This is a genomic window from Mucilaginibacter sp. MD40 (assembly GCF_002288635.1).
GTDB lineage: Bacteria > Bacteroidota > Bacteroidia > Sphingobacteriales > Sphingobacteriaceae > Mucilaginibacter.
Genome location: NZ_NRSW01000001.1, coordinates 1,199,075 through 1,222,278, shown reverse-complemented (window position 1 = coordinate 1,222,278; position 23,204 = coordinate 1,199,075). Strand labels below are relative to the sequence as shown.

The window sequence follows — 23,204 nt, the reverse complement described above, 5'->3', positions numbered from 1 at the left end:
TAAACTCACTTTCCCAAAATTACAATTAACCTTTAGTTATTGTTTTTAATCTGAAAAAAGAATGACTTTAAATTAAGAACAGATTTTTTAAATTTAAGTACTTTTGTAATGTGAACAACAAAAAAGATAAAATAGACATCCGCAGCCTGACCCTCGAGAGTCTGCAAAAACACTTTATTGCCCTGGATGAGAAACCTTTCCGCGCAAAGCAAGTGTACGAATGGCTATGGAAAAAATCGTGCATATCTTTTGATCACATGAGCAATATTTCGAAAGAACTTCGCACCAAACTTAACGAAACCTTTACAATTAATAACGTACAGGTAAATTCATCGCAAATTAGTGCTGATAAAACTATAAAAAATTCTTTTATATTACACGATAGCCATTTAATTGAGGGGGTTTTGATACCTACGCCCGACCGTATGACGGCCTGCGTTTCATCACAGGTAGGCTGTAGCCTTACCTGTAAATTTTGCGCTACCGGTTATATGGAACGCAAACGCAACCTTAACCCAGATGAAATTTACGACCAGGTGGTTTTGATTGACCAGCAGGCACGTGAAAACTATGGCATCCCGCTCTCCAATATTGTTTATATGGGTATGGGCGAGCCCCTGCTTAATTATGCCAACGTTTTAAAATCAATAGAACGCATTACCGCTGATGATGGCCTTAATATGGCAGCTAAGCGCATTACCGTATCAACCGCGGGCATTGCCAAAATGATACGTAAACTGGGCGATGATAAAGTGAAATTTAACCTGGCCCTTTCCCTGCATGCCGCTAATGACGAAAAGCGAAATGCCATTATGCCCATTAACGAGCAAAACTCACTAAAAGCCTTGGCCGATGCTTTAAAGTATTATTTCGCCAAAACCAAAAACCCGGTTACCTACGAATACATTGTTTTTGATGGTGTGAACGACACGCTGAAAGATGCCGAAGAACTGGCGCGGTTCTGTAGGCACCTGCCCTGCAAGGTAAATATTATTGAGTACAACCCTATCTCATTTGCCAGCTTCTTAAACGCCGGGGAAGACCGCATTGAAGCTTTTGCCGATTACCTGCGCAAACAAGGCATTACCACCAATATACGCCGCAGCCGTGGCAAAGATATTGATGCGGCTTGCGGGCAATTGGCCATTAACGAAAAAGAGAAGGAAAAGGAGCAGTTAGCTTAAACCTTTATCTTTGCATTTGATTATGATAAGTGCGGGTACAACTTTCCAATTTTTAGATCAGGACCTTTTATTGCTACCACAAAAAGCCATTTACTGGAAACAGCAAAACGCTTTGATTGCCGCCGATGTACATTTTGGCAAGGTAGGGCATTTCCGTAAAGCCGGTATTGCCATACCCCGCAATATGGAGCAGGACGACCTGGCCGCGCTGTCGGACCTGATCTATGAACACCGACCCGAAAGGGTCTATTTCCTTGGCGACCTTTTTCACAGCGATATGAATAACGACTGGGATTGGTTTGTGCTATGGCGCAGTCAGTTTCCAAAACTGGAGATCATTCTTATAAAAGGCAATCACGACATTATCAGCGATCAGCATTACCTTAAGCTGGGCGTAACGCTATACAAGGAATTAACGGTGGGCCCTTTCCTAATGCTGCACCACCCCCTGCCTGATGCTACTAAAAAGGCAGATGGCGGTTATGTATTATGTGGGCACATACACCCCGGCGTAAACCTGGTTGGCCGTGGCAGGCAAAGTATAACCCTGCCTTGTTTCGCTTTTGGTAAAAACCAGGCCATACTACCATCATTCGGTAAATTTACCGGCAAGGTGGCCATATTAAGCCACAAAACCGACCGTATCTTTGGCGTTCTGAAAGATAAGGTAATTGCCATTGGCTGATAAGTCACAATAAAAAACATAAGTACTTGTTTTTCTATTAGTTATTTGTAACTTAAGGTAATCAATTAATCTTTTGTTATGAAGAGCGTAAAGCACATACTTGCCCGTAAAGGCAGCAATGTTATTGCCGTTGCTGCCGAAACCACCGTTTTAAATGTTTTAAAACTGATGGCTGATAAAAATATCGGCTCGGTAGTGGTAACACAAAATGGCGAATATGCCGGCTTGGTAACCGAACGCGACTATGCCCGAAAGATCATATTAATGGGTAAACACTCTGATGATACCACTGCCGGTGAGATCATGAGCAACGGCCTCCCGCATATTACCCCCGAATCATCTGTGGACGATTGCATGCTCATCATGAGTGAGCGAAATATTCGTTACCTTCCTGTTTTTGACCGCGAACAGCGCCTATGCGGCATCATCTCCATTAATGATGTGGTGTATGAAACCATACATTCCCAAAAAGAAACCATTGAACAACTGCACAGCTACATACAGTCGTAACCGGCTGCAATAGCAAACCATTGACGTAATAACAGGTTATTATTAACCGGGGACTAACCCTTTTTACGTAATGGATGATCATTTAAAACAGCAGGCTGCCCCTATTTTATTTGGCGCCGAGGTATTTATTGAACCCGGACAAACCGCGGAGGAGATAGATATTTGGTTCCGCAGGTTATATGAGGCCGGCATGCAGGTTACACGTGTACGCCTGTTTGAAAACTATATGCTCCGCAGTGATGGCACCTGGGATTTTTCGCTGTTTGATACCGCCTATGAAGCAGCCGGAAAATACGGCATAAAAGTTTACGGTAACCTGTTCCCCCGCACAGCATTTACCGACCTTGGCGGCTTAAAATTTCCGAAAGACGCCGACCATCTCAGCGCCATTGAACGATACATTGATAAGGTAGTTAACCACTTCAAACACTTGCCGTCGTGCTACGGCTGGGTACCGGTAAACGAACCCGGAGTAGGGCACTTTCCTCAGGAGCAATATGCTACGGATAAGTACAAGGAATGGGCCGATATGCAACAACAGGTGGCGTACAACAGTGGCGGGTACGATCATTTTGACTTCGCCGACGAACGCTTCCATCTTTACTACAATACCTGGTTCCTGAACTGGCTGCGCGACGAAATTTACAAACACCACCCTGATAGCATTATTCACGTAAACAATCATGCTATTTTTAAAAACGTGGCCGAATATGATTTCCCGGCATGGCGTCGCTTCCTCACCAGCTTAGGCGGCTCGGCACACGCCAGCTGGCATTTTGAGTACTTTACACGAGAAAAATACGCGCTTGCCGTAGCGGCAAACTGCGAGATCATACGATCAGGCGCTGGTGAAATCCCCTGGTTTATGACCGAACTGCAGGGTGGTAATAATACTTACAGCGGCTTTCTGGCGCTGTGCCCTACAGCTCATGAAATTGCCCAGTGGCTGTGGATAGCTATCGGCAGCGAGAGCCGTGGCGCTATCTTCTGGTGCCTAAACCCGCGCTCTTCCGGCATCGAAGCCGGTGAATGGGCTATGCTCAATTATTACAACGAACCATCAGACCGTTTTACTGCGGCAACCCGCGTGATAGATGTAGTTAACCATGAGCAAGCTTTCTTTGACGCTGCCCGCGAGGTAGAATCGGGCATACATATTCTTTACACCCGCGAATCATTATGGGTAGAGAAAACCCTGCAAATGGGCGGTAAGAGCTATGAAGGCCGGGATGTAGGTGGGGTAATGAAATCAGCCATAGCTTATTTTGAAGCCTTGAGCGAAGCCGGCCTACAGGCAAACTTTAAGGAAATAAGCGAATTTGATTTTAGCAGGGACGATTACAGCGGTACTGCCATTATCCTGGCACACCAGATAGCCATACCTTCCAAATACTGGCCCTTTCTTCATCACTTTGTACAGCACGGCGGCAAGTTGTTGTTAGAAGGTTTATCCGCTTACTATGACGAAAACGCGGTAGCCACCACCCGGCTTGGTTTCCCACTAAGTGATGTTTTAGGCGCTGATATTTTGGAGTATAAGGCCATTGACGATATGCAGGAGATCTTGGTTGATAACGCTAACCTGCCGGCATATCAATGGATCGGGCAGTTAAAGCCCATTAATGCCGAAGTTATAGGCGAAAGCAACGGAGTAATTTACGCCACAAAAAACTCTTACGGCAAAGGTACAGCCTGGTATATCCCTACGCTTGCTGGACTGGGCAGTCGTATATATAATAACTACTCCGAACTGAATAACTTTATAGCTAATGCCTTTGCTGACATAATTAACCGCTGCCCTTTCCGGTTTGAGCAACCACAGCCGGGCCTGGTTATGAAAACATTAAAAAGCGTAAACGCTTATGTTACCATCATCGTTAATAAATCAGGCAGCCACCGTGAATTTAAAATTATACCTGCCAACGAGACCTTGCAACCATCGGTATTATTTGCGGATGGTGGCGGCAAAACAGGCAGCCATTACGTCAGCATTGGGTCGGAAGAAACCATGGTGATAAAATGGTATGGTGATAAGGCTCGCTGATAACTTCAGTTAGCAGTTGCCAATATTATTTTTTTCTCTTTTTGATCTGTTTAAGCTCAAACAACGCCTGGTCATCTTTCACCCTGAATTGGGTAATTCGGGCAACAAGGTCAAGCGGTAAAGGCGCGTCGATAAGAAACCTGATTGTACCTTTGGACGTATCGTAAGGTGTTAATTCATTTGCAAAAACTTCAATGGCTTTTGCACCGGGATAAAAGCCAATATGCTTACTTTGTGCTGCAAAATAAACAAGGATACCATGCTGCTTATACGCAGGCATACCATAACTGATCGTTTCGGTTGCGTGCGGCGCGGCTTGTATAATAGCATTCCGCAGCTCTTCAAGCTTCATCCGGATATCATCAGGAAACGAGGCGATATAGGCGTTGGTATCTACAGGTTTTATCATCGGCAAAAATTTTAAACATTTTTTGGTTGGCAGGCTTATTGTTTAGTTACAAGCAGTTATTAATAGTTGTATTTATAACTGAATAAATATACTATGAGTGATTGTACAAATCGGATATTTTTTCATATTTGATTAATTATTTTACCATTAATACATATCCTTTGATTATTGATTTAACCAATTGCGACAGAGAGCCTATCCACATACCCGGAGGCATTCAATCGCATGGCTTTCTTATTGCCATTGATCATAAATGCCACATTACCTATCATAGCGATAATGTTAATGCATATTTAAAAGGTGCCCCTGCAAATCTGTTGGGAGAAGATGTTAAGATCATTGAACCCTATTTTGATCAGCAGGAGCCGGTAAGTTTTATTGGTCAGCTCATCACTATTGGTAAGGTAAGCGGCTTCGAGCAAATCAATCCTTTTATCATTCATATACAGGGGCAGCCCTTTCATCTCATCATTTCCATATCAGACGACAACTACCTGCTTGAATTTGAACCAGCCGCTTCTGATCACAACAATGATATACAAAAAACTATCGGCCGGTCAATTTCAGAAATGCTGGCCGATAAGAATCTGCAAAGCTTGTTAAACAATAGCGCGGTACAAGTAAAGAATGTAATAGGCTTTGACAGGGTAATGGTATACCGTTTTGCACCTGATGGCCATGGCGAAGTAATTGCTGAGGCGAAAAATGATAACCTGCCATCGTGGCTTGGTTTACATTATCCCGCATCAGACATTCCTAAACAGGCCCGCGAACTGTATAAAAAAAATCTTACGCGCCTTATTGCAAACGTAAATGTGTTGCCAAGCGCCATCATTACATCGGCCACGCAAGCTGCTACACCTCTTGACCTTACTTGTTCTCATTTAAGAGCGGTATCTCCTGTACATATCCAGTATCTTAAAAACATGGGTGTGCAGTCGAGTTTCAGCATATCTCTCCTATACAAACAAGAGCTGTGGGGACTTATTGCCTGCCATAACTATACACCCAGGTTTATTGATTACCGCTCGAGGGAGTCGGCAAAACTTATCGGGCAGATCCTGTCGTCGGCATTGGAGTTCAGACAGGACGAAGAGAACCAGCAAACCATGGAGCGTTATAAAAACGCCGTTGATCAGTTAAGCCGTTACATGCTCAAGGATGATCGTATTGAGGACGCGTTAACTTCACACTCACCCTCTCTGATGGATGTGGTTAATGCCGATGGTGCTGTGCTGATGTTGGAGAACCATACCATCAGGTTAGGCGAAACGCCCGATGATGACCAACTGAAAGACCTTTTATCATGGGTAAAGAATAACATTGTTGATTCGCTTTACTATACTTCCAATCTCTCGGCGGTCTACCCTCAGGCAGCTCCATATAAAAACACTGTTTCCGGGCTTATGGTTTCTACCCTGTCACGCGAGCTGGACGAATATGTATTCTGGTTTAAGCATGAGCAGGTAAAAACGGTTAACTGGGCCGGCAACCCTAATAAGCCTGTTGAATTAAGCCCTGAAGGCGAACGTATACTATCTCCGCGAAACTCGTTTGAAGTATGGTCAGAAACGGTTGCTTCTACTTCTGTAGATTGGAGCAATGAGGAGGTAAAATCAGTCATTCGCCTCCGTAGCGAAATTGCCTACGCGCTTAACCAGAAAGCCGGAGCAATACGCCTGCTTAATGAAAAATTAAAACAGGCTTATGAGGAGCTCGATACGTTTAGTTATACAATCTCTCACGACCTCAAAAATCCGCTCACTGCTGTAAAAAGTTATGCGCAGATCTTAATGAGAGATAAAACGCTTTCTCCTCAGGCACTCAAAGCGCTTTCAAGGATCAATGCCGGGGCCGATAAAATGAACAGCATGATAGGCGAGGTGTTAGACTACTCACGCATTGGCAGGGCCGACCTGGTATTCACCGAGGTAGAAACCAGGACGATGATAGAAGAACATGCACGTGAGATAGCCCTTATTTATGAGGTAGACCCCACTGTGGTAACCATAGGCAATACGCCAGCCATACAGGGCGACCGGGTAATGATATCGCAGGTATTCGCCAACATCATCAGTAACGCCATAAAATATTCGCGCTCATCGCCCGATCAGCGCGTTACCATTGATGCTACGGAGAACGAGCAGGAAGTAGTTTATACCGTTACCGATAATGGGCTGGGTATTGATATCAAACAGCTACCTCGCATATTTGAACTTTTCAACCGCATGGATAATGTAGGCGATATAGAAGGTACCGGTGTAGGCCTGGCTATTGTAAAACGCATTATTGAAAAACACCGCGGTAAAATATGGGTCGACAGCGAACTGGGTAAAGGCACTACTTTTTATATCTCATTCCATAAATAGGCTTTACTACTTACCGGATATTTAGGAACGCGGATATTTAACGTTTGTATTTGTAAAATTTAATAGTTAGCATTGTGTATTAATGACGCATTGAAAACCCAATGCGCTGAAAACCAATTAGCCAAACCGTTTAACTATTACCGCTCATGAAAAAGAGTTACCTGCTGCTTTTTGCATTGCTGCAAACCTATGCCTACGCCCAAACCAAATGGACTGAAACCAGAAATGGAGAAATAGCCACCGTAGCCAATAAGGGTGGGCAAACACTCGGCTATACTACTACATCGGGTGTTAAAATACTTACCATAGATGGCTATGCATTTAAGGACCTGAATAAAAACGGCAAACTGGACAAATATGAAGACTGGCGGCTACCGGTTGATGTAAGGGCAAAAGACCTCGCTTCAAAACTAAGTGTTGAACAAATAGCCGGGCTGATGCTTTACAGCCGCCACCAGATGATCCCGACCATACCGGTTGGCCCTTTCGCGGGCACCTACAACGGTAAACCGTTCACGGAAAGTGGTGCAACTCCGTATGACCTGTCTGACCAGCAAAAGAAATTTTTAAAAGAAGATAACGTGCGCCACGTACTGATCACCTCGGTACAAAGCCCCGAAGTAGCCGCCAAATGGAGCAATAATGTACAGGCTTTTGTGGAAGGCATCGGCTTTGGCATACCAGCCAACAACAGCTCGGACCCGCGTAATGGCACCATAGCCACTGCGGAATATAACGGAGGCGCCGGCGGGGCAATCTCTATGTGGCCGGGCTCATTAGGCCTCGCGGCTACGTTTGACCCATCGGTTACGCAAAATTTCGGGCATGTTGCCGCGCAGGAATATCGTGCACTGGGTATTGCCACCGCTCTATCGCCACAAGTAGATATGGCCAGCGACCCGCGCTGGAATCGCGTAAGCGGCACATTTGGTGAGAACCCATGGTTGGCTGCCGATATGGCCCGCGCTTATATCGATGGTTTCCAAACATCAACTGGTGATAAAGAAATAAAAGATGGCTGGGGCTACAGCAGCGTAAACGCCATGGTGAAGCACTGGCCGGGCGGCGGTGCAGGCGAGGGCGGTCGCGACGCGCATTATGGCTTTGGGAAGTACGCGGTTTATCCCGGCAATAATTTCAACCAGCACCTTATTCCCTTTACTGATGGTGCCTTTAAACTGAATGGCAAAACCAGCATGGCCGCGGCGGTAATGCCCTATTACACCATCAGCTTTAACCAGGATAAGAAAAACCACGAGAACGTGGCCAATAATTACAACAAATACATCATTACCGACCTGCTGCGTAACAAGTACCATTACGATGGCGTAGTTTGTACCGACTGGCTGGTAACCGGCGATGAAACAGTGATCAACAGCTTTCTTTCCGGTAAATCATGGGGGATGGAAAAAGCAACCTTAGCCGAACGTCATTACAAAATACTGATGGCCGGCGTTGACCAGTTTGGTGGTAATAATGACATGGCCCCTGTGTTGGAAGCCTACAAAATGGGCGTTAAGGAACATGGCGAAAAATGGATGCGTGAGCGCTTCGAGCAATCGGCAGTACGTTTACTGCGAGGCAGCTTCCGTACCGGCTTGTTTGAAAACCCTTACCTCGACCCTGAAAAAACCAAAGCGACAGTAGGTAAGCCGGAATTTATGGATGCTGGTTACCAGGCGCAGCTAAAATCAATTGTAATGCTGAAGAATAAGGGAAATGTATTGCCACTGCAAACCGGCAAAACTGTTTATGTCCCTAAAAAATTCACTCCGGCCGGTAAAAACTTCCTGGGGATTCCTTATCCCGAGAAACTGGAATATCCTGTGAACATGGATATTGTTAAAAAGTACTTTAAGGTTACCGACAACCCGGATGAGGCCGACTATGCGCTCGTATTCATCAGCAGCCCTATAGGCCACGTTGGCTACAGCGAAGACGACGCGAAAAGCGGCGGCAATGGTTATTTGCCTATATCGCTGCAATACCAGCCCTATATAGCTACCGATGCGCGCGCAACGAGTATTGCCGGAGGCGACCCATTAGAAAAAACCACCAACCGCAGCTACAAAGGCAAAACAGAGCATACCACCAACGTTACCGACCTCGCCATGGTGAATGACACCTACGCGAAGATGAAGGGTAAGCCGGTTATTGTATCGGTAAACATTAATAACCCGATGGTTTTTGGCGAGTTTGAGACGAACGCGACCGCTATCATAGCTGATTTTGGCGTACAGGGCCAGGCCAGCCTGGATATTATGACAGGCAAGGTCGAGCCTTCCGCGTTATTACCCCTCCAAATGCCGGTTGATATGCAGGCCGTAGAAAAGCAGTTTGAAGATGTACCGCTGGATATGAAATGCTACACAGATTCTGAGGGGCATGTGTATGATTTTGGTTACGGCCTAAATTGGAAAGGCGTTATTAAAGACGCCCGAACCATTAAATACACTAAAACCGGTGTAAGACCCTAAGTGTATGTAAAGGACAATTGATTTACGCCTTTTGATCAAATTTGAAAAGTATGACACGCTTACTTATCTTAATCATTTCGTGTTTAGGTGCGTTTAATGCCATAGCGCAGAGCAACCTGAAGGTGGTACAAACCCAAGCCGGGAAAATATCCGGAACGGTTAGTAAAGATAACAGCATACATATTTTTAAAGGCATTCCCTTCGCTGCGCCACCCGTTGGCGATCTGCGGTGGAAAGCCCCTCAGCCGGTAAAACCATGGCAGGGCGTAAAAGCTTGTACCGAGTTTGCGCAAAGCCCCATACAGGCAAAACCTAACGAGTTTGGCGTATACACCCGCGAGTTCCTGATAAAGGATGAACCTTTAAGCGAAGATTGCCTGTACCTCAACGTTTGGACCGGGGCAAGATCATCAAAAGAGAAACGTGCCGTTATGGTATGGATATATGGCGGGGGCTTTGTTAGCGGAGGCACCAACGTGCCTATTTATGATGGAGAGGCCCTGGCCCGTAAAGGCATTATACTGGTGAGTATCACCTACCGCGTAGGCATCCTTGGCTTTTTTGCTCACCCGGAGCTGAGCAAGGAATCCGGGCATAATGCTTCCGGCAATTATGGGTTGATGGACCAGATAGCCGCGCTTAAATGGGTAAAGGAAAACATTGCCGCTTTTGGCGGCGACCCTGATAAGGTAACTATCGCGGGGCAGTCGGCCGGTTCTATGAGTGTGAACAGCCTGGTGGCATCGCCCCTGGCGAAAGGATTGTTCAGGAACGCCATAGCCGAAAGCGGTGCAAGTTTTATTTCCGGGCCTTATAGCAGCACAACGCTGGCCCAGGCAGAAGAAGCAGGCCTAAAAACCGCTGAAAAATTTGGCGCGCATTCACTGAAGGAGTTACGTAATTTACCTGCTGATGAATTGCTGAAACAGTTTGGCGGCAGGCCTATTGTTGATGGTTATGTATTACCGAAAAGCATAACTGACCTATTTGCCGCCGGGCAAGAAAACCCGGTAACTTTACTAACCGGTTGGAACGAGGACGACGCTTTTGTAGGCAATTTATTGAATGCCGCAGATTACCGGGCAGACTTAAAAGCGAAACACCCGGACGATTATGAGCAATGGTTGAAGTACTTTCCAGGCAATACCGACGAACAGGCGGAGCGGTCGCAGATCAACATTTCACGTGATTTAACCTTTGGCATACAAAACTATACCTGGGCCAATGTACAAGCCGGGAAAGGTAAAAAAGTATTCCTGTACCGGTTTACAAGGCGTATGCCGGCCACGGGCGACTTTGTAAAATATGGCGCCTTTCACACCGCAGAAGTACCTTACGCTTTTAATAACCTCCGCTTTGTAAACCGCCCTTTTGAGCAAGTTGACCAGCACCTGGCAGATGAAATATCATCCTACTGGGTAAATTTTGTAAAAAAAGGCAACCCGAACGGCAAAGGCTTAACTGCATGGCCGGTTTACAATGCACACCGCAGCCAAACCATGTATTTAGGCGAAAACCCGCGGGCGCGTTCTCTGGAAGATAAAGCAGCACTCGACTTTATATTGAAAGTTAAAAGCAGGTAAGTCAATTTCTACGTATATAGTTAAATTGCTTAATATTACCGGGTAAAACCTGTTACCCCATGAAAGCTTTTGCCCGGTTAATACTTTTCACTTTATTGTTTATAAGCTTTTTAAGGGCTGTAAGGGCGCAAAATATCAATCCCGAACTGCTTTCGAAACAGTGGAAGGCGCGCTGGATATTTCTGCCTAACGAGCCTGATAAAACCTACGGCGTTTACCATTTCCGGAAAACCTTTGAGCTGGCTACCAAACCGGCGAAATTCGTGATACATGTATCGGCTGATAACCGGTATAAACTTTATGTGAACGGCACACTGGTATCTTTAGGCCCTGCGCGTGGCGATACCTATTACTGGAATTACGAAACGGTTGATATTGCCCCACACCTTACCGGCGGCAAAAACACCATCTCGGCACTGGTGTGGAACGATGGCGAAGACCGGCCTGAAGCACAGATATCGCTATACACCGCTTTTATCCTTCAGGGCGACACTCCTGCCGAAGAAATTGTCAATTCCAATAAAAGCTGGCTTTGCATACGCGATAACGCCTTTTCGCCGCTTAATGTTAAATTGGGTTATCCGGCCTACTATGTAGCAGGCCCTGGCGAAATGGTGGATATGCACAAGCGGGTAAAAAACTGGCAGGCCGCGGATACTGATGATGGCGAATGGCTGCATGCGCAGGAACTGGATAATGGCAACCCTAAAGGTATCCCTAACGCCTTTGGCTGGATGCTGGTACCCTCATCTATCCCACAAATGGAGTTAACCACCCAACGCATCAACAAGCTGCGTTACGCTAAAGGTGTTTCAGCACCGGCAGCATTCCCTGCTAAGGCAGAAAGCTTCACCATCCCCTCCAACACCACCGCCTCGCTGCTCTTGGACCAGGGCTTTCTCACCAACGCTTATGTGAGCTTAAACATGAGCGGCGGCAATAACGCAGGGATATCATTAACCTACTGCGAATCGCCGATGGCATACACGCCTAACAAATGGCAGATCGTAAAGCCTAACCGAAATAATGTAGATGGCTATCGCTTTACCGGCCGGAAAGACAGCCTGATAGCCGATGGTTCACCCGATCAGCAGTTTGCCTCAATGGCTTTCCGTACCTATAGGTATATATTGGTAAATATTACTACCCATGAGCAGCCGCTGACTATCAAAGATATCTACGGCACCTTTACCGGTTTCCCGTTTAAACGGCAGGCCAAACTGGTAAGTTCCGATCCACAAATGCAGCAGATACTGGATATTGGCTGGCGCACTGCAAGGTTATGCGCCGGTGAAACCTATTATGACTGCCCTTATTATGAGCAGTTGCAATACATAGGCGATGGGCGTATACAAGCTATGGTGTCTTACTACAACGCCGGCGATGACCGCCTCGCCCGCAATGCCATTAACCAGATGGACCATTCGCGGGTGGCAGAGGGTGTTACGCTAAGCAGGCATCCATCATACAGCCCGCAGATCATCTCTACCTTTTCACTTTGGTACATTGGCATGCTACACGATTACTGGATGTATCGTAACGATGCCGCTTTTGTAAAAAGCAAACTGGAAGGGACGCGACAGGTACTGGGTTTCTTTAACCGTTACCAACAGCCCGATGGTTCACTAAAAAATGTACCCTACTGGAACTTTGTCGACTGGATAAGAACCGGGGGCTGGGATTTTGGTCAGCCGCCGAAGGGTAAGGAAGGCAACTCCGCCGTTTTGGATATGCAAGTGTTATGGACATACCGCCAGGCCGCCGAAATGGAGAGCAAGATGGGTATGCCCGCTTTCGCGGCCAACTATACCGCCCGTGCTGTGCAACTCGAGAAAACCATCCGGCAAAAATACTGGGATGCCCGAAAAGGGCTTTATGCGGATAATGCGGATAAAAGTACCTGGTCGCAGCATGCTAACGCCTTAGCCATACTAAGCGGAGCAGCGCAAAAACAGCAGCTATCTGCCATTGCTCAAAAACTGCAAACGGATGTTACACTTGTTCCTGCCACCATTTATTTTAAATATTACGTACACCAGGCTATGATAAAGGCTGGCCTGGGTAATAATTATCTAAACTGGCTGGATATCTGGCGCAATAACATCAAAATGGGCCTTACCACCTGGGCGGAGATATCAGACCTGGAGCACGACCGGTCTGACTGCCATGCCTGGGGAGCAAGCCCGAATATCGAGTTCTTCCGCACCATACTTGGGGTGGATAGTTACGCGCCGGGCTTTAGCAAAATAAAAATAGAGCCGCACCTGGGCAAACTGCAAAACGCAGGTGGTGAAGTACCGCATCCCAATGGGATGGTAAAGGTGAATTATCAAAAAACAGGCAACAAATGGCTAATAGCTATACAATTACCTGTGCGTACAGATGGTGTATTTTTATGGAAAGGGAAAAGCTATTATTTAAAAGCCGGGGAGAATACCTTTAGCCTTTAAACGCTTTACAAGCTGCATTTTTAAAAGCTGTTGTAAGCTCTATGTTAAGCACTTGCAAATAAAGTAACATACAGATTACATTATTATACGCAAATTGCCTTTTATTTGGCATGAATATCTCAACTAAATAATAATGTTTATTATTTAAAAATATGATATTTACGGTATAAACCCGTTATACATCTAAATTACCGGTACATGAAAACTACACCTTCCCAGCTCAGGATCCTATCTATTGACATTGGCGGCTCCAGCATAAAGGCTACCATTTTGGATAGCAAAGGAAACCTGACTATGGATTATGAAAAAATTGCCACTCCTAAACCGGCCAATCCCGATAATGTGATCAAAGCTATTAAAACGCTGGTTAAGAATTATCCCGAGTATAACCGTGTTTCAGTCGGTTTTCCAGGGTATGTGCGCAATGGTATAGTGAAGACCGCGCCTAATTTAGGTACAGATTTCTGGGCTGATTTCGATTTTAGAAAAACGCTGACCGAATCACTTGGGCAAGATACACAGGTGGTAAATGATGCCGATATGCAGGGCTTGGGTGTTGTTAAAGGCGAAGGCCTCGAAATGGTGATTACCCTTGGCACCGGCTTTGGTACCGCCTTGTTGATGGACGGGCATTTGCTGCCGCACCTGGAGGTTTCGCACCACCCGGTATCAAAGGGCCGCGACTACGACCAATATATTGGCGATAAGGCACTTGACGAGATAGGCGAAAAAAAATGGAACCGCCGTATCCGTAAAGTTTTTAAAATATTAAAAACTGTATTCAACTACGATTACTTATATATAGGCGGCGGTAACTCAGACCTGCTTGATTTTAAGCTGGACAAGAACATGAAAATTGTTACCAATGCCGACGGAATAAAAGGCGGGGCGAGATTGTGGCAGGAGGATAAACACCCGGTTACTCACGTTGCAATGGCAACCCCAACTAAATAATTACGCTATCTTTTTTTACTTACAACAATGGAAAAACCGAACGAAAAACTTGAGGAATTAGCGATAAATACCGTTAGGATATTATCAGCAGATGCAGTACAAAAAGCAAACTCTGGCCACCCCGGCACAGCAATGGCTTTGGCCCCGATGGGACATGTACTGTGGACCAAGTTTTTAAACTATAACCCGCATAACCCTGATTTCGCCAACCGCGACAGGTTTATTCTATCAGCCGGTCACGCATGTATCTTACAATACAGCTTTTTGTATTTAACCGGTTATGATCTTTCTTTAGATGATATTAAAAACTTCCGCCAGTTAAACAGCAAAACTGCCGGTCACCCGGAATACGGTTTGGCACCTGGCGTTGATGTAACTACCGGACCGCTTGGCCAGGGCTTTGCCAACGGTGTTGGTTTTGCTATAGCGCAAAAACACTTAGCAGCGCGTTACAATAAACCGGGTTTTGATCTTTTTGACTACAAAATTTACTCGATAGTAAGTGATGGCGACATGATGGAAGGTGTAACTTCTGAAGCCGCTTCACTGGCAGGCCACTTGGAGTTAGGTAACCTGATCTATTTGTACGATGATAACCACATTTCTATTGAAGGTAGCACTGATATTGCCTTTAACGAAGATGTAAGTGCACGCTTCCGCGCTTATGGCTGGCATGTACAGGAGGTTAATGATGTTAATGATACCCACGCTTTGGAATTAGCCCTGATCAATGCCAAAGCCGAATCTCAAAAACCATCATTGATCCGTGTACGCTCATTGATCGCTTACGGTAGCCCTAACAAATCTGGTACTGCAGGTTCACACGGTTCACCGCTCGGCCCTGATGAGGTGAAACTGGTAAAAGAATTTTTTGGCTTCGACCCTGAGAAATCATTTAACGTACCTGATGAGGTATTGAAATACTACCGCGAAAAAGGCGAACGTGGTGTTAAAAAAGAAGAAAAATGGAACGAGCTTTTTGCTAAATACAAGGAGAAATATCCTGAATTAGCTGCTGAGTTTGAAACCGCATTTAAAGGCGAGCTTCCGCAAGGCTGGACTGATAAATTGCCAACCTTTAAAGCATCTGATCCTAAAATGGCTACCCGCCAGGCATCAGGTAAGGTGTTGAACGCCATTGCAAGTGCATTGCCTAACCTGTTAGGTGGCGCGGCCGATTTGGCACCATCAACCGAAACTAACCTTAAAGAGGATTTCTCATTTACGTCTGAGAACCGTGCAGGCCGCAACTTCCACTTTGGTATTCGTGAGCATGCTATGGGTTCGGCGTTAAATGGCATGTCGCTTACAAAGGGTTTAATTCCTTTTGGTGCAACATTCCTGCAATTTGCAGATTACATGCGCCCTCCTATCCGTTTGGCGGCCATCATGAAGATCAGCCCGATATTTGTATACACGCATGATAGTATTGGCTTAGGCGAGGATGGTACAACCCACCAGCCTATAGAGCATTTGGCCTCTCTGCGTGCTATCCCTAACGTAACTGTTATCCGCCCGGCTGATGCCAACGAAACCACTTACGCCTGGAAAGTTGCCGTTGAGAAAAAAGGTGGCCCAACTGTACTGGTGTTCACCCGTCAGGCATTGCCAATTCTTGATCAGGATAAATACGGTAAAGCATCTGAGCTTGAAAAAGGCGCTTATGTAGTTTCTAAAGAAAGCGGCAACGCTGATCTGCTATTATTAGCAACCGGCTCTGAAGTTGCCCTGGCCTTGCAGGCACAGGAAAAACTGGAAGCAGAAGGCATCTCAACCCGTGTGGTAAGCATGCCATCATGGGAATTATTTGAGGCACAGGACGCGGCCTATAAAGAAAGCGTATTGCCTAAAGCAAGCAGAAAACGTTTAGCTATTGAAATGGCATCACCGCAGGGCTGGCACAAATACACCACCGACGAGGGTGATACCTTGTGTATGACCACCTTCGGTGAATCTGCACCGGCTGACGACTTGTACAAACATTTCGGCTTCACCGTTGATAACGTTGTAGCTAAAGCGAAAGCGCTTTTAAAATAAAATCATAGTATCAAGTAGCAAGTATATAGACAGGTAACTGTTTGCTTGCTACTTGATGCTTTCTACCTAATACCGATAAAGATGTTTGTAACTGGGGCAGACATATCATCTTGCTACCTGATACTAACTACTTGATACACTATGGATAGTTTAATTGAACGGCTCCAGTGGTCATCTGAGATCATCAACCCGGAGGCTAAGCAAAAGGTAGCCCGCCTTATTGCCCAAAAGGTTAAGGACGGCGATATCCTTGGCGTTGGCTCGGGTTCTACAGTTTATATGGCCCTGCTTGCCATTGCCGAACGCCTTAAAACCGAAAAATTAAATATCAAAGCCATCCCTACCTCGCTGGAGATCTCCATGTTCTGCAGCAAACTGGGTATCCCGCTTACCAGCCTTTATGAACATAAACCTACCTGGTTATTTGACGGTGCCGACGAAGTTGATCCAAAACACTCGTTGATAAAAGGACGTGGCGGTGCCATGTTTAAAGAGAAATTGTTGATTAGTGTAAGCCCTGTGAGTTACATTATTGTAGACGATTCAAAGATGGTGGATAAGCTATGTACGCATTTTCCAATACCGGTTGAAGTTTTCCCACAGGCATTGGTATCGGTAGGGCAAAAGTTGGAAGAGTTGGGGGCAACCAGCATTGTGTTACGCCCCGCAAAAGGTAAAGATGGCCCGGTAATTACTGAGAATAATAACCTGATATTGGATTGCCATTTTGATAACGTAAGCCAAACACTTGAGCGCGATATTAAATCAATAACCGGCGTGATAGAGAGTGGATTATTTATCGGTTACCCGGTAGAAATTATAAAAGCATGAGTTTAAACAGCTAATTGACACGCCGTAAACGTAATAAGGAGATTAGCATTACAATATAAAGCACATTAATCAGCACATTTGGCTGTTCTAAGTGTTATACTTACAATAAATAACGATTTAAAAACCACACAGATACATTATATCATGGCAAATAAAGTAAAGCAAATTCACGAGTTCGGTCAGAGCATCTGGCTTGATTTTATCGACCGCGAGATCATTTCATCAGGTAAACTGCAAAAGTTGATTGATGAGGATGGTATTAGAGGTGTAACCTCCAACCCGGCCATATTCGAGAAAGCAATATCTAGCAGTTCAGATTATGATGCTGATATAAAAGAGTTAGGTAAAACGGTCGAAAAAACAGAGGATTTGTTTTTTGAGTTAGCCATTAAAGATATACAGGCAGCTGCCGATCTTTTCAATCCGCTTTATAACGAAGGTGTGGTTGGTGCAGATGGTTATGTGAGCCTTGAAGTATCTCCTTTCCTGGCTTTAGATGCTGAAGGCACTGCCAAACAAGCAGAAGAGCTTTGGAAAAAAGTTGATCGCAAAAACGTAATGATCAAGATCCCTGGTACCAAACCGGGCCTGCAGGCTATCCGCGAAACCATCGCAAAAGGTATCAACGTAAACGTTACTTTGCTGTTTGGCTTACAACGTTACGAGGAAGTTACCGAAGCCTACATTTCAGGTTTGGAAGACCACCTGGCGGCCGGCCATAACATTGAGCACATTTCATCAGTAGCCAGCTTCTTCTTAAGCCGTATTGATGTGATGGTTGACCCACTGTTAGATGAAAAAGGCCTTGGCGATTTAAAAGGTGAGGTGGCTATCGCATCTGCTAAAAAAGCTTACGAGATATACAAACGCGTATTTAGCACAGAGCGCTGGAAAGCTTTGGAAGCTAAAGGTGCAAAACCACAGCGTTTACTTTGGGCAAGTACCAGCAGCAAAAACCCTGCTTTTAAAGACACTAAATACGTTGAAGCCCTTATCGGTCCTGATACTGTTGATACAGTGCCATTGGAAACCATTGAAGCTTTCCGCGACCACGGTATTGCTGCCGACACCTTAATGTTAGGTTTAGAACAAGCTACTGAGACATTGCAACGCGTTAAAGCAGCAGGCATTAACATCGACGAGATTACCCAGAAACTGGAAGACGAGGGTATTGATAAATTCAACAAGCCTTTCGAGAAACTTTTGAAAGCCATAGAAGATCAGAAAAACAAGTAATAAACCGATGGAAGCAACATCTGTTAAATTCCTGTTTTTCGATATCGGCGGGGTTTTGCTTACCAATGGCTGGGGCCATGAGTCGCGCGAGGAAGCTGCACGCAAATTCGGCCTCGATTATAACGAGGTGAAAGAGCTGCACACGTTTATCTTTAACGTGTATGAGGCTGCCGGTGTAGACCTTGACGATTACCTGGATACCGTAGTTTTTAACCATCCGCGCGATTTTACCCGTGAGGATTTTAAGAACTTCATGTTTGAGCAATCAAAGGAACTGCCTGATATGCTTGCCTGGCTTAAGGAATGGAAAAAAACATCCGGCTTTAAGATCATGGCCATCAATAACGAGGGTAAGGAACTGAATGATTATCGTATCAAAAAGTTCAAACTGCACGAGGTGTTTGATGCCTTTATCTCCTCATGCGAAGTAGGCATCCGCAAACCCGACCCTGCTATTTTTAAATTGGCAATGGGCGTGGCTATGGCGCAACCCTCAGAGTGTGTTTACTTTGACGACAGGAAGATGTTTGCTTTAGCCGCAGGCAAATTGGGCATGCGGGCTTACCAGCATACCGGTTTCGAAACAACCAAAAAGATACTTGAAGATTTAAAACAAGAAATTCAACACAACAAGAAATGAGCACAACAGATAAATATGCTTTTGGCATGATAGGCCTTGGTGTAATGGGCCGCAGCTTGCTGCTTAACATGGCTGACCACGGTTTTGCCGTTGCCGGGCACGATAAAGATGCCGGAAAGGTAGATTCATTAAATAAAGAAGGCGGCGACCTTCAAGTTAAGGGTTTTTTAGATGTAAAGGAATTTATCCTGAACCTGAAAACACCGCGCGCCATTATGATGCTGGTACCTGCAGGTAAACCTGTTGACAGCGTTATTGAAGAACTTACACCATTGCTTGATAAAGGCGATATTTTAATAGATGGCGGTAACTCGCATTTTACTGATACCAACCGCCGTGTAGAAGAACTGGAAGCCAAAGGACTGCATTTCTTCGGCATGGGTGTATCGGGTGGCGAAGAAGGCGCACGCCGTGGCCCAAGTATGATGCCGGGTGGCGATAAAGATGCCTATGCGGTAATGAAGCCGATTTTTGAAGCCATCGCGGCTAAAGTAAACGGCGAGCCATGTGTTACTTACATTGGCCCGGGCGCATCAGGCCACTTCGTGAAGATGGTGCACAACGGCATCGAATACGGTATTATGGAACTCATAGCCGAAACCTACGAGATCATGCAAAAAGGTCTTAAAATGGATAACGAGGCTATTGGTAAAGTATTCGCAGATTGGAACGAAGGCCGTGCGCAATCATTCCTTTTGGATATCACCAAAGATATTTTCAAATACAAAGCACCTGGTACCGATCACTTGCTGCTGGATGATATTAAAGACGAAGCCCGCGCCAAAGGTACCGGCAAATGGACCTCACAAAGCGCTATGGACCTGCAGGCACCTATCCCAACGGTAGACGTTGCCGTATCTATGCGCGATCTGTCTAAATACAAAGAATTACGTACCCAGGCAGCCGGCATTTACAGCAAGAACGATCATCAGCAAATTGAAGGCGATAACCAAGAGCTTTTAGATGCTTTAGAAAACGCTTTCTATTTCACCATGATCATCAGCTATGCGCAAGGCATGCACATGCTGTCCAGAGCGTCTGAGGAGTACCAGTATGATCTTCATTTGGATGAGATCGCTAAGATCTGGAGAGGTGGCTGTATCATCCGCTCTAAATTCCTGGAGAATATTTACAACGCCTACGGTAAGGATAAAAACCTGAAGCATCTGTTGCTTGACGCCGAGGTAGCCAAACTGGTTGAGGGTACTTTAGCGGGCATCCGCAAGGTAGTATCAGCAGCCGTTAATGCAGGTATTGCTGCGCCGGGCTACGCGGCATCACTAAGCTATTTTGATGCCTTCCGTACAGAGCGTTTACCATCAAACCTTACCCAGGCACAGCGCGACTACTTTGGTGCGCATACTTATGAGCTGATAGGTAAAGAAGGCACGTTCCACACACAATGGGCACCGGAGAAATAAGAGAGACCAGAGTCAAGAGATAAGAATCAAGAGACAAGATAAAAGCATCGATCAAGTTCTGTCTTGATTCTTGACTCTTAATTCTTGACTCTCCAAAAAACACAACAATGAGCAACAACAACGCAAAGGCCGATCCTACCATATTTATCATCTTTGGCGGCACCGGCGACCTTAATGCACGCAAAATTGCACCTGCACTATACAACCTGTTTTTGGATGGTTGGATGCCCAAGCAATTTTCCATAATCGGTACCGGCCGTACCAAACTTACAGATGAGCAGTTCCGCGATAACCTTTATAAGGATATCAACCAGTTCTCGCGCAGCGGCAAGGCCGATGAAAAGCAATGGGCCGAATTCTCAGCAAACATATACTACCAGGTATCTGATGCAACTAATGCCGAAACCTACAAAGAGTTTGGTAAACGTATTGAGCAGCATAACAAAGAGTGGAAAACAACCGCAAATGTGTTATTTTACCTTGCAGTAGCGCCAAACTTCTTCCCTATTATCGCGTCAAACATATCTAAAGCCAAACTTGCTGAAGATAAAAACCGCGTACGCATTATCATTGAGAAACCTTTCGGCCACGACCTGGAATCAGCCAAAGACCTTAACGAGTTGCTAAAAGGTATTTTTGATGAGTGCCAGATCTATCGCATTGACCATTATCTTGGTAAAGAGACCGTACAAAATATTATGGCTTTCCGCTTTGCCAACTCTATTATGGAACCGCTTTGGAACCGTAACTACATAGAGCATGTGCAAATTTCGGTTACCGAGCAACTGGGTGTTGAAGAACGTGGCGATTATTACGATGGATCCGGCGCTATGCGCGATATGATCCAGAATCACCTGCTGCAATTACTTTGCCACATAGCCATGGAGCCGCCGGTTAGCTTTAACGCCGATGAGGTGCGCGACCGTAAGGTGGATGTTTTACGTGCTATGCGTAGGTTTACCCCTGAAGATGTGCGTAACTCGGCCGTGCGTGGCCAATATGGAAGCGGCTGGATGAAAGGCCAGGAAGTACCGGGCTACCGCGACGAGCCGAAGGTAGATCCGCAATCAAACACCGAAACTTTCGCCGCTATCAAGTTCTTTATAGATAACTGGCGTTGGCAAGGTGTGCCGTTCTACCTGCGTACAGGTAAACGTATGCACCAGTCGTCATCGGTAATAACCATTCAGTTTAAGGATGTACCGCACTTGATATTCCCAACCGAGGCTGCCGAAAGCTGGCAACAGAACAGGCTCATTATCAGCATACAGCCGGAAATGAGTATCCGTTTACAGGTACAGGCTAAACGCCCGGGTATTGATATGGTGCTGAATGCCGTTGATATGGTATTCGATTACAAAGGGACTTACACTAACCAGGCACCCGAAGCTTATGAAACTTTGATTTTGGATACCATGCTGGGCGACCAAACGCTGTTTATGCGTGGCGACCAGGTGGAAGCTGCATGGGAATTGGTTATGCCTATTTTGAATACATGGCAAAACAAAAAAAGCCTTAATTTCCCTAACTATAGCGCCGACTCTTGGGGCCCGGAATCTGCAGAAGCTTTAATTGCCCGCGATGGCTTCAATTGGTTCACCCTGCCGGTTAACGGTAAAAAATAAGCTCATGAGACTGAACGTTTTTAAAACAGATACCGAAGTTTTAGCCGCATTAGCTGCCTACTTCGCAGAACGTGCCAAGGAAGCAATTGAAGCTAACGACCGTTTTGCGGTCGCCCTTAGCGGTGGTAGTTCACCAAAGAAACTGCATGAGCTGCTGGCCAGCGAATACCGCGATAAGATAGAATGGAATAAAGTGTTCTTCTTTTTTGGCGATGAGCGCGATGTCCCTTTAACCGACTCGCAGAGCAATTATCTCATGGCCAAACAAACCTTATTTGATCCACTGGGGATTGATCCTTCGCATGTTTTTCCGATGCAGACTGATCTTGGCGCCGAAGAGGCAGCCAAAGAGTACACCGAAAAGATCGCGGATTTCTTTGATGGCGAAAAAGCTGAATTTGACCTTATCATTTTGGGTTTGGGAGATAATTCGCATACCGCTTCGCTATTCCCGCATACCAGTGTATTGCATGACGAAAGCGCATCGGTACAGGCATTATATATTGATGAGGTAAAAATGAACCGCATAACATTCACTGCTCCTTTGATAAACAATGCACAGCACATTGCCTTCTTGGTTTACGGCCAGGGCAAAGCCGAGGCCGTTAAACACATTCTGGAAGATGACACCAACATTGAGGAATACCCGGCGCAGTTAATTAGGAGCGCCGATATTCAATGGTTCCTGGATGAGCCGGCAGCAAGCGCCCTGCAAAAAAGATCATAAAAAAACGCTCCTTAACAGGGGC

General features: G+C 45.6%; 17 protein-coding genes. 16 read left to right on the top strand and 1 reads right to left on the bottom strand.

The genetic code is table 11. The features are described from left to right. The first annotated feature begins 110 nt into the window (after positions 1–110). The 4 genes from rlmN (at position 111) to CKK33_RS05470 (ending at position 4,423) form a co-directional block, all read left to right on the top strand. Positions 111–1,184: a 23S rRNA (adenine(2503)-C(2))-methyltransferase RlmN gene (gene rlmN / locus CKK33_RS05485; protein ID WP_095703138.1), complete on the top strand. Its 1,074-nt coding sequence runs from the start codon at positions 111–113 to the stop codon at positions 1,182–1,184. 22 nt (positions 1,185–1,206) lie between these two features. Then, positions 1,207–1,869, top strand: a complete 663-nt coding sequence (gene pdeM, locus CKK33_RS05480; protein ID WP_095703137.1) for a ligase-associated DNA damage response endonuclease PdeM — start codon at positions 1,207–1,209, stop codon at positions 1,867–1,869. Between the two features lie 78 nt (positions 1,870–1,947). After that, entirely contained in the window at positions 1,948–2,379 is a 432-nt protein-coding gene (locus CKK33_RS05475; RefSeq protein WP_095703136.1) for a CBS domain-containing protein, read from the top strand. Positions 2,380–2,449: 70 nt separating this feature from the next. Then, complete coding sequence (locus CKK33_RS05470) at positions 2,450–4,423, top strand: beta-galactosidase trimerization domain-containing protein (RefSeq protein ID WP_095703135.1); 1,974 nt, start codon at positions 2,450–2,452, stop codon at positions 4,421–4,423. Positions 4,424–4,448: 25 nt separating this feature from the next. Here the strand turns inward: CKK33_RS05470 and CKK33_RS05465 are convergent, their stop codons facing one another. Then, entirely contained in the window at positions 4,449–4,832 is a 384-nt protein-coding gene (locus CKK33_RS05465; RefSeq protein WP_095703134.1) for an iron chaperone, read from the bottom strand. 161 nt (positions 4,833–4,993) lie between these two features. Between CKK33_RS05465 and CKK33_RS05460 the strand changes: the two genes are divergently transcribed. From CKK33_RS05460 to pgl, 12 genes are all read left to right on the top strand, one after another. Continuing rightward, a complete protein-coding gene (locus tag CKK33_RS05460; RefSeq protein ID WP_095705762.1) occupies positions 4,994–7,201 on the top strand; it encodes an ATP-binding protein in 2,208 nt (735 codons plus the stop codon). A 146-nt stretch (positions 7,202–7,347) separates the two neighbouring features. Next, complete coding sequence (locus CKK33_RS05455) at positions 7,348–9,678, top strand: glycoside hydrolase family 3 N-terminal domain-containing protein (protein ID WP_095703133.1); 2,331 nt, start codon at positions 7,348–7,350, stop codon at positions 9,676–9,678. Between the two features lie 50 nt (positions 9,679–9,728). Continuing rightward, positions 9,729–11,261, top strand: coding sequence for a carboxylesterase/lipase family protein (locus CKK33_RS05450; RefSeq protein WP_095703132.1), 1,533 nt, complete (start codon positions 9,729–9,731; stop codon positions 11,259–11,261). 59 nt (positions 11,262–11,320) lie between these two features. Next, positions 11,321–13,711 (top strand): alpha-L-rhamnosidase C-terminal domain-containing protein, encoded by a 2,391-nt coding sequence (locus tag CKK33_RS05445; protein WP_095703131.1) that lies wholly within the window; start codon positions 11,321–11,323, stop codon positions 13,709–13,711. A 198-nt stretch (positions 13,712–13,909) separates the two neighbouring features. After that, a complete protein-coding gene (locus tag CKK33_RS05440; protein ID WP_095703130.1) occupies positions 13,910–14,665 on the top strand; it encodes an ROK family protein in 756 nt (251 codons plus the stop codon). A gap of 27 nt (positions 14,666–14,692) precedes the next feature. Continuing rightward, on the top strand, positions 14,693–16,702 hold the full coding sequence (gene tkt / locus CKK33_RS05435) for a transketolase (protein ID WP_095703129.1): 2,010 nt from the start codon (positions 14,693–14,695) through the stop codon (positions 16,700–16,702). A gap of 141 nt (positions 16,703–16,843) precedes the next feature. After that, positions 16,844–17,533, top strand: a complete 690-nt coding sequence (rpiA, locus tag CKK33_RS05430) for a ribose 5-phosphate isomerase A (RefSeq protein ID WP_095703128.1) — start codon at positions 16,844–16,846, stop codon at positions 17,531–17,533. Positions 17,534–17,677: 144 nt separating this feature from the next. Continuing rightward, positions 17,678–18,769, top strand: coding sequence for a transaldolase (tal, locus tag CKK33_RS05425; RefSeq protein ID WP_095703127.1), 1,092 nt, complete (start codon positions 17,678–17,680; stop codon positions 18,767–18,769). Between the two features lie 7 nt (positions 18,770–18,776). Further along, a complete protein-coding gene (locus CKK33_RS05420; protein ID WP_095703126.1) occupies positions 18,777–19,409 on the top strand; it encodes an HAD family hydrolase in 633 nt (210 codons plus the stop codon). Then, positions 19,406–20,830 (top strand): NADP-dependent phosphogluconate dehydrogenase, encoded by a 1,425-nt coding sequence (gndA, locus tag CKK33_RS05415; RefSeq protein ID WP_095703125.1) that lies wholly within the window; start codon positions 19,406–19,408, stop codon positions 20,828–20,830. Before CKK33_RS05420 ends, gndA begins: the two co-directional genes overlap by 4 nt. A gap of 107 nt (positions 20,831–20,937) precedes the next feature. Beyond that, entirely contained in the window at positions 20,938–22,455 is a 1,518-nt protein-coding gene (zwf, locus tag CKK33_RS05410; RefSeq protein ID WP_095703124.1) for a glucose-6-phosphate dehydrogenase, read from the top strand. A gap of 4 nt (positions 22,456–22,459) precedes the next feature. Next, positions 22,460–23,182: a 6-phosphogluconolactonase gene (gene pgl / locus CKK33_RS05405; protein WP_095705761.1), complete on the top strand. Its 723-nt coding sequence runs from the start codon at positions 22,460–22,462 to the stop codon at positions 23,180–23,182. The last annotated feature ends 22 nt before the right edge of the window (positions 23,183–23,204 follow it).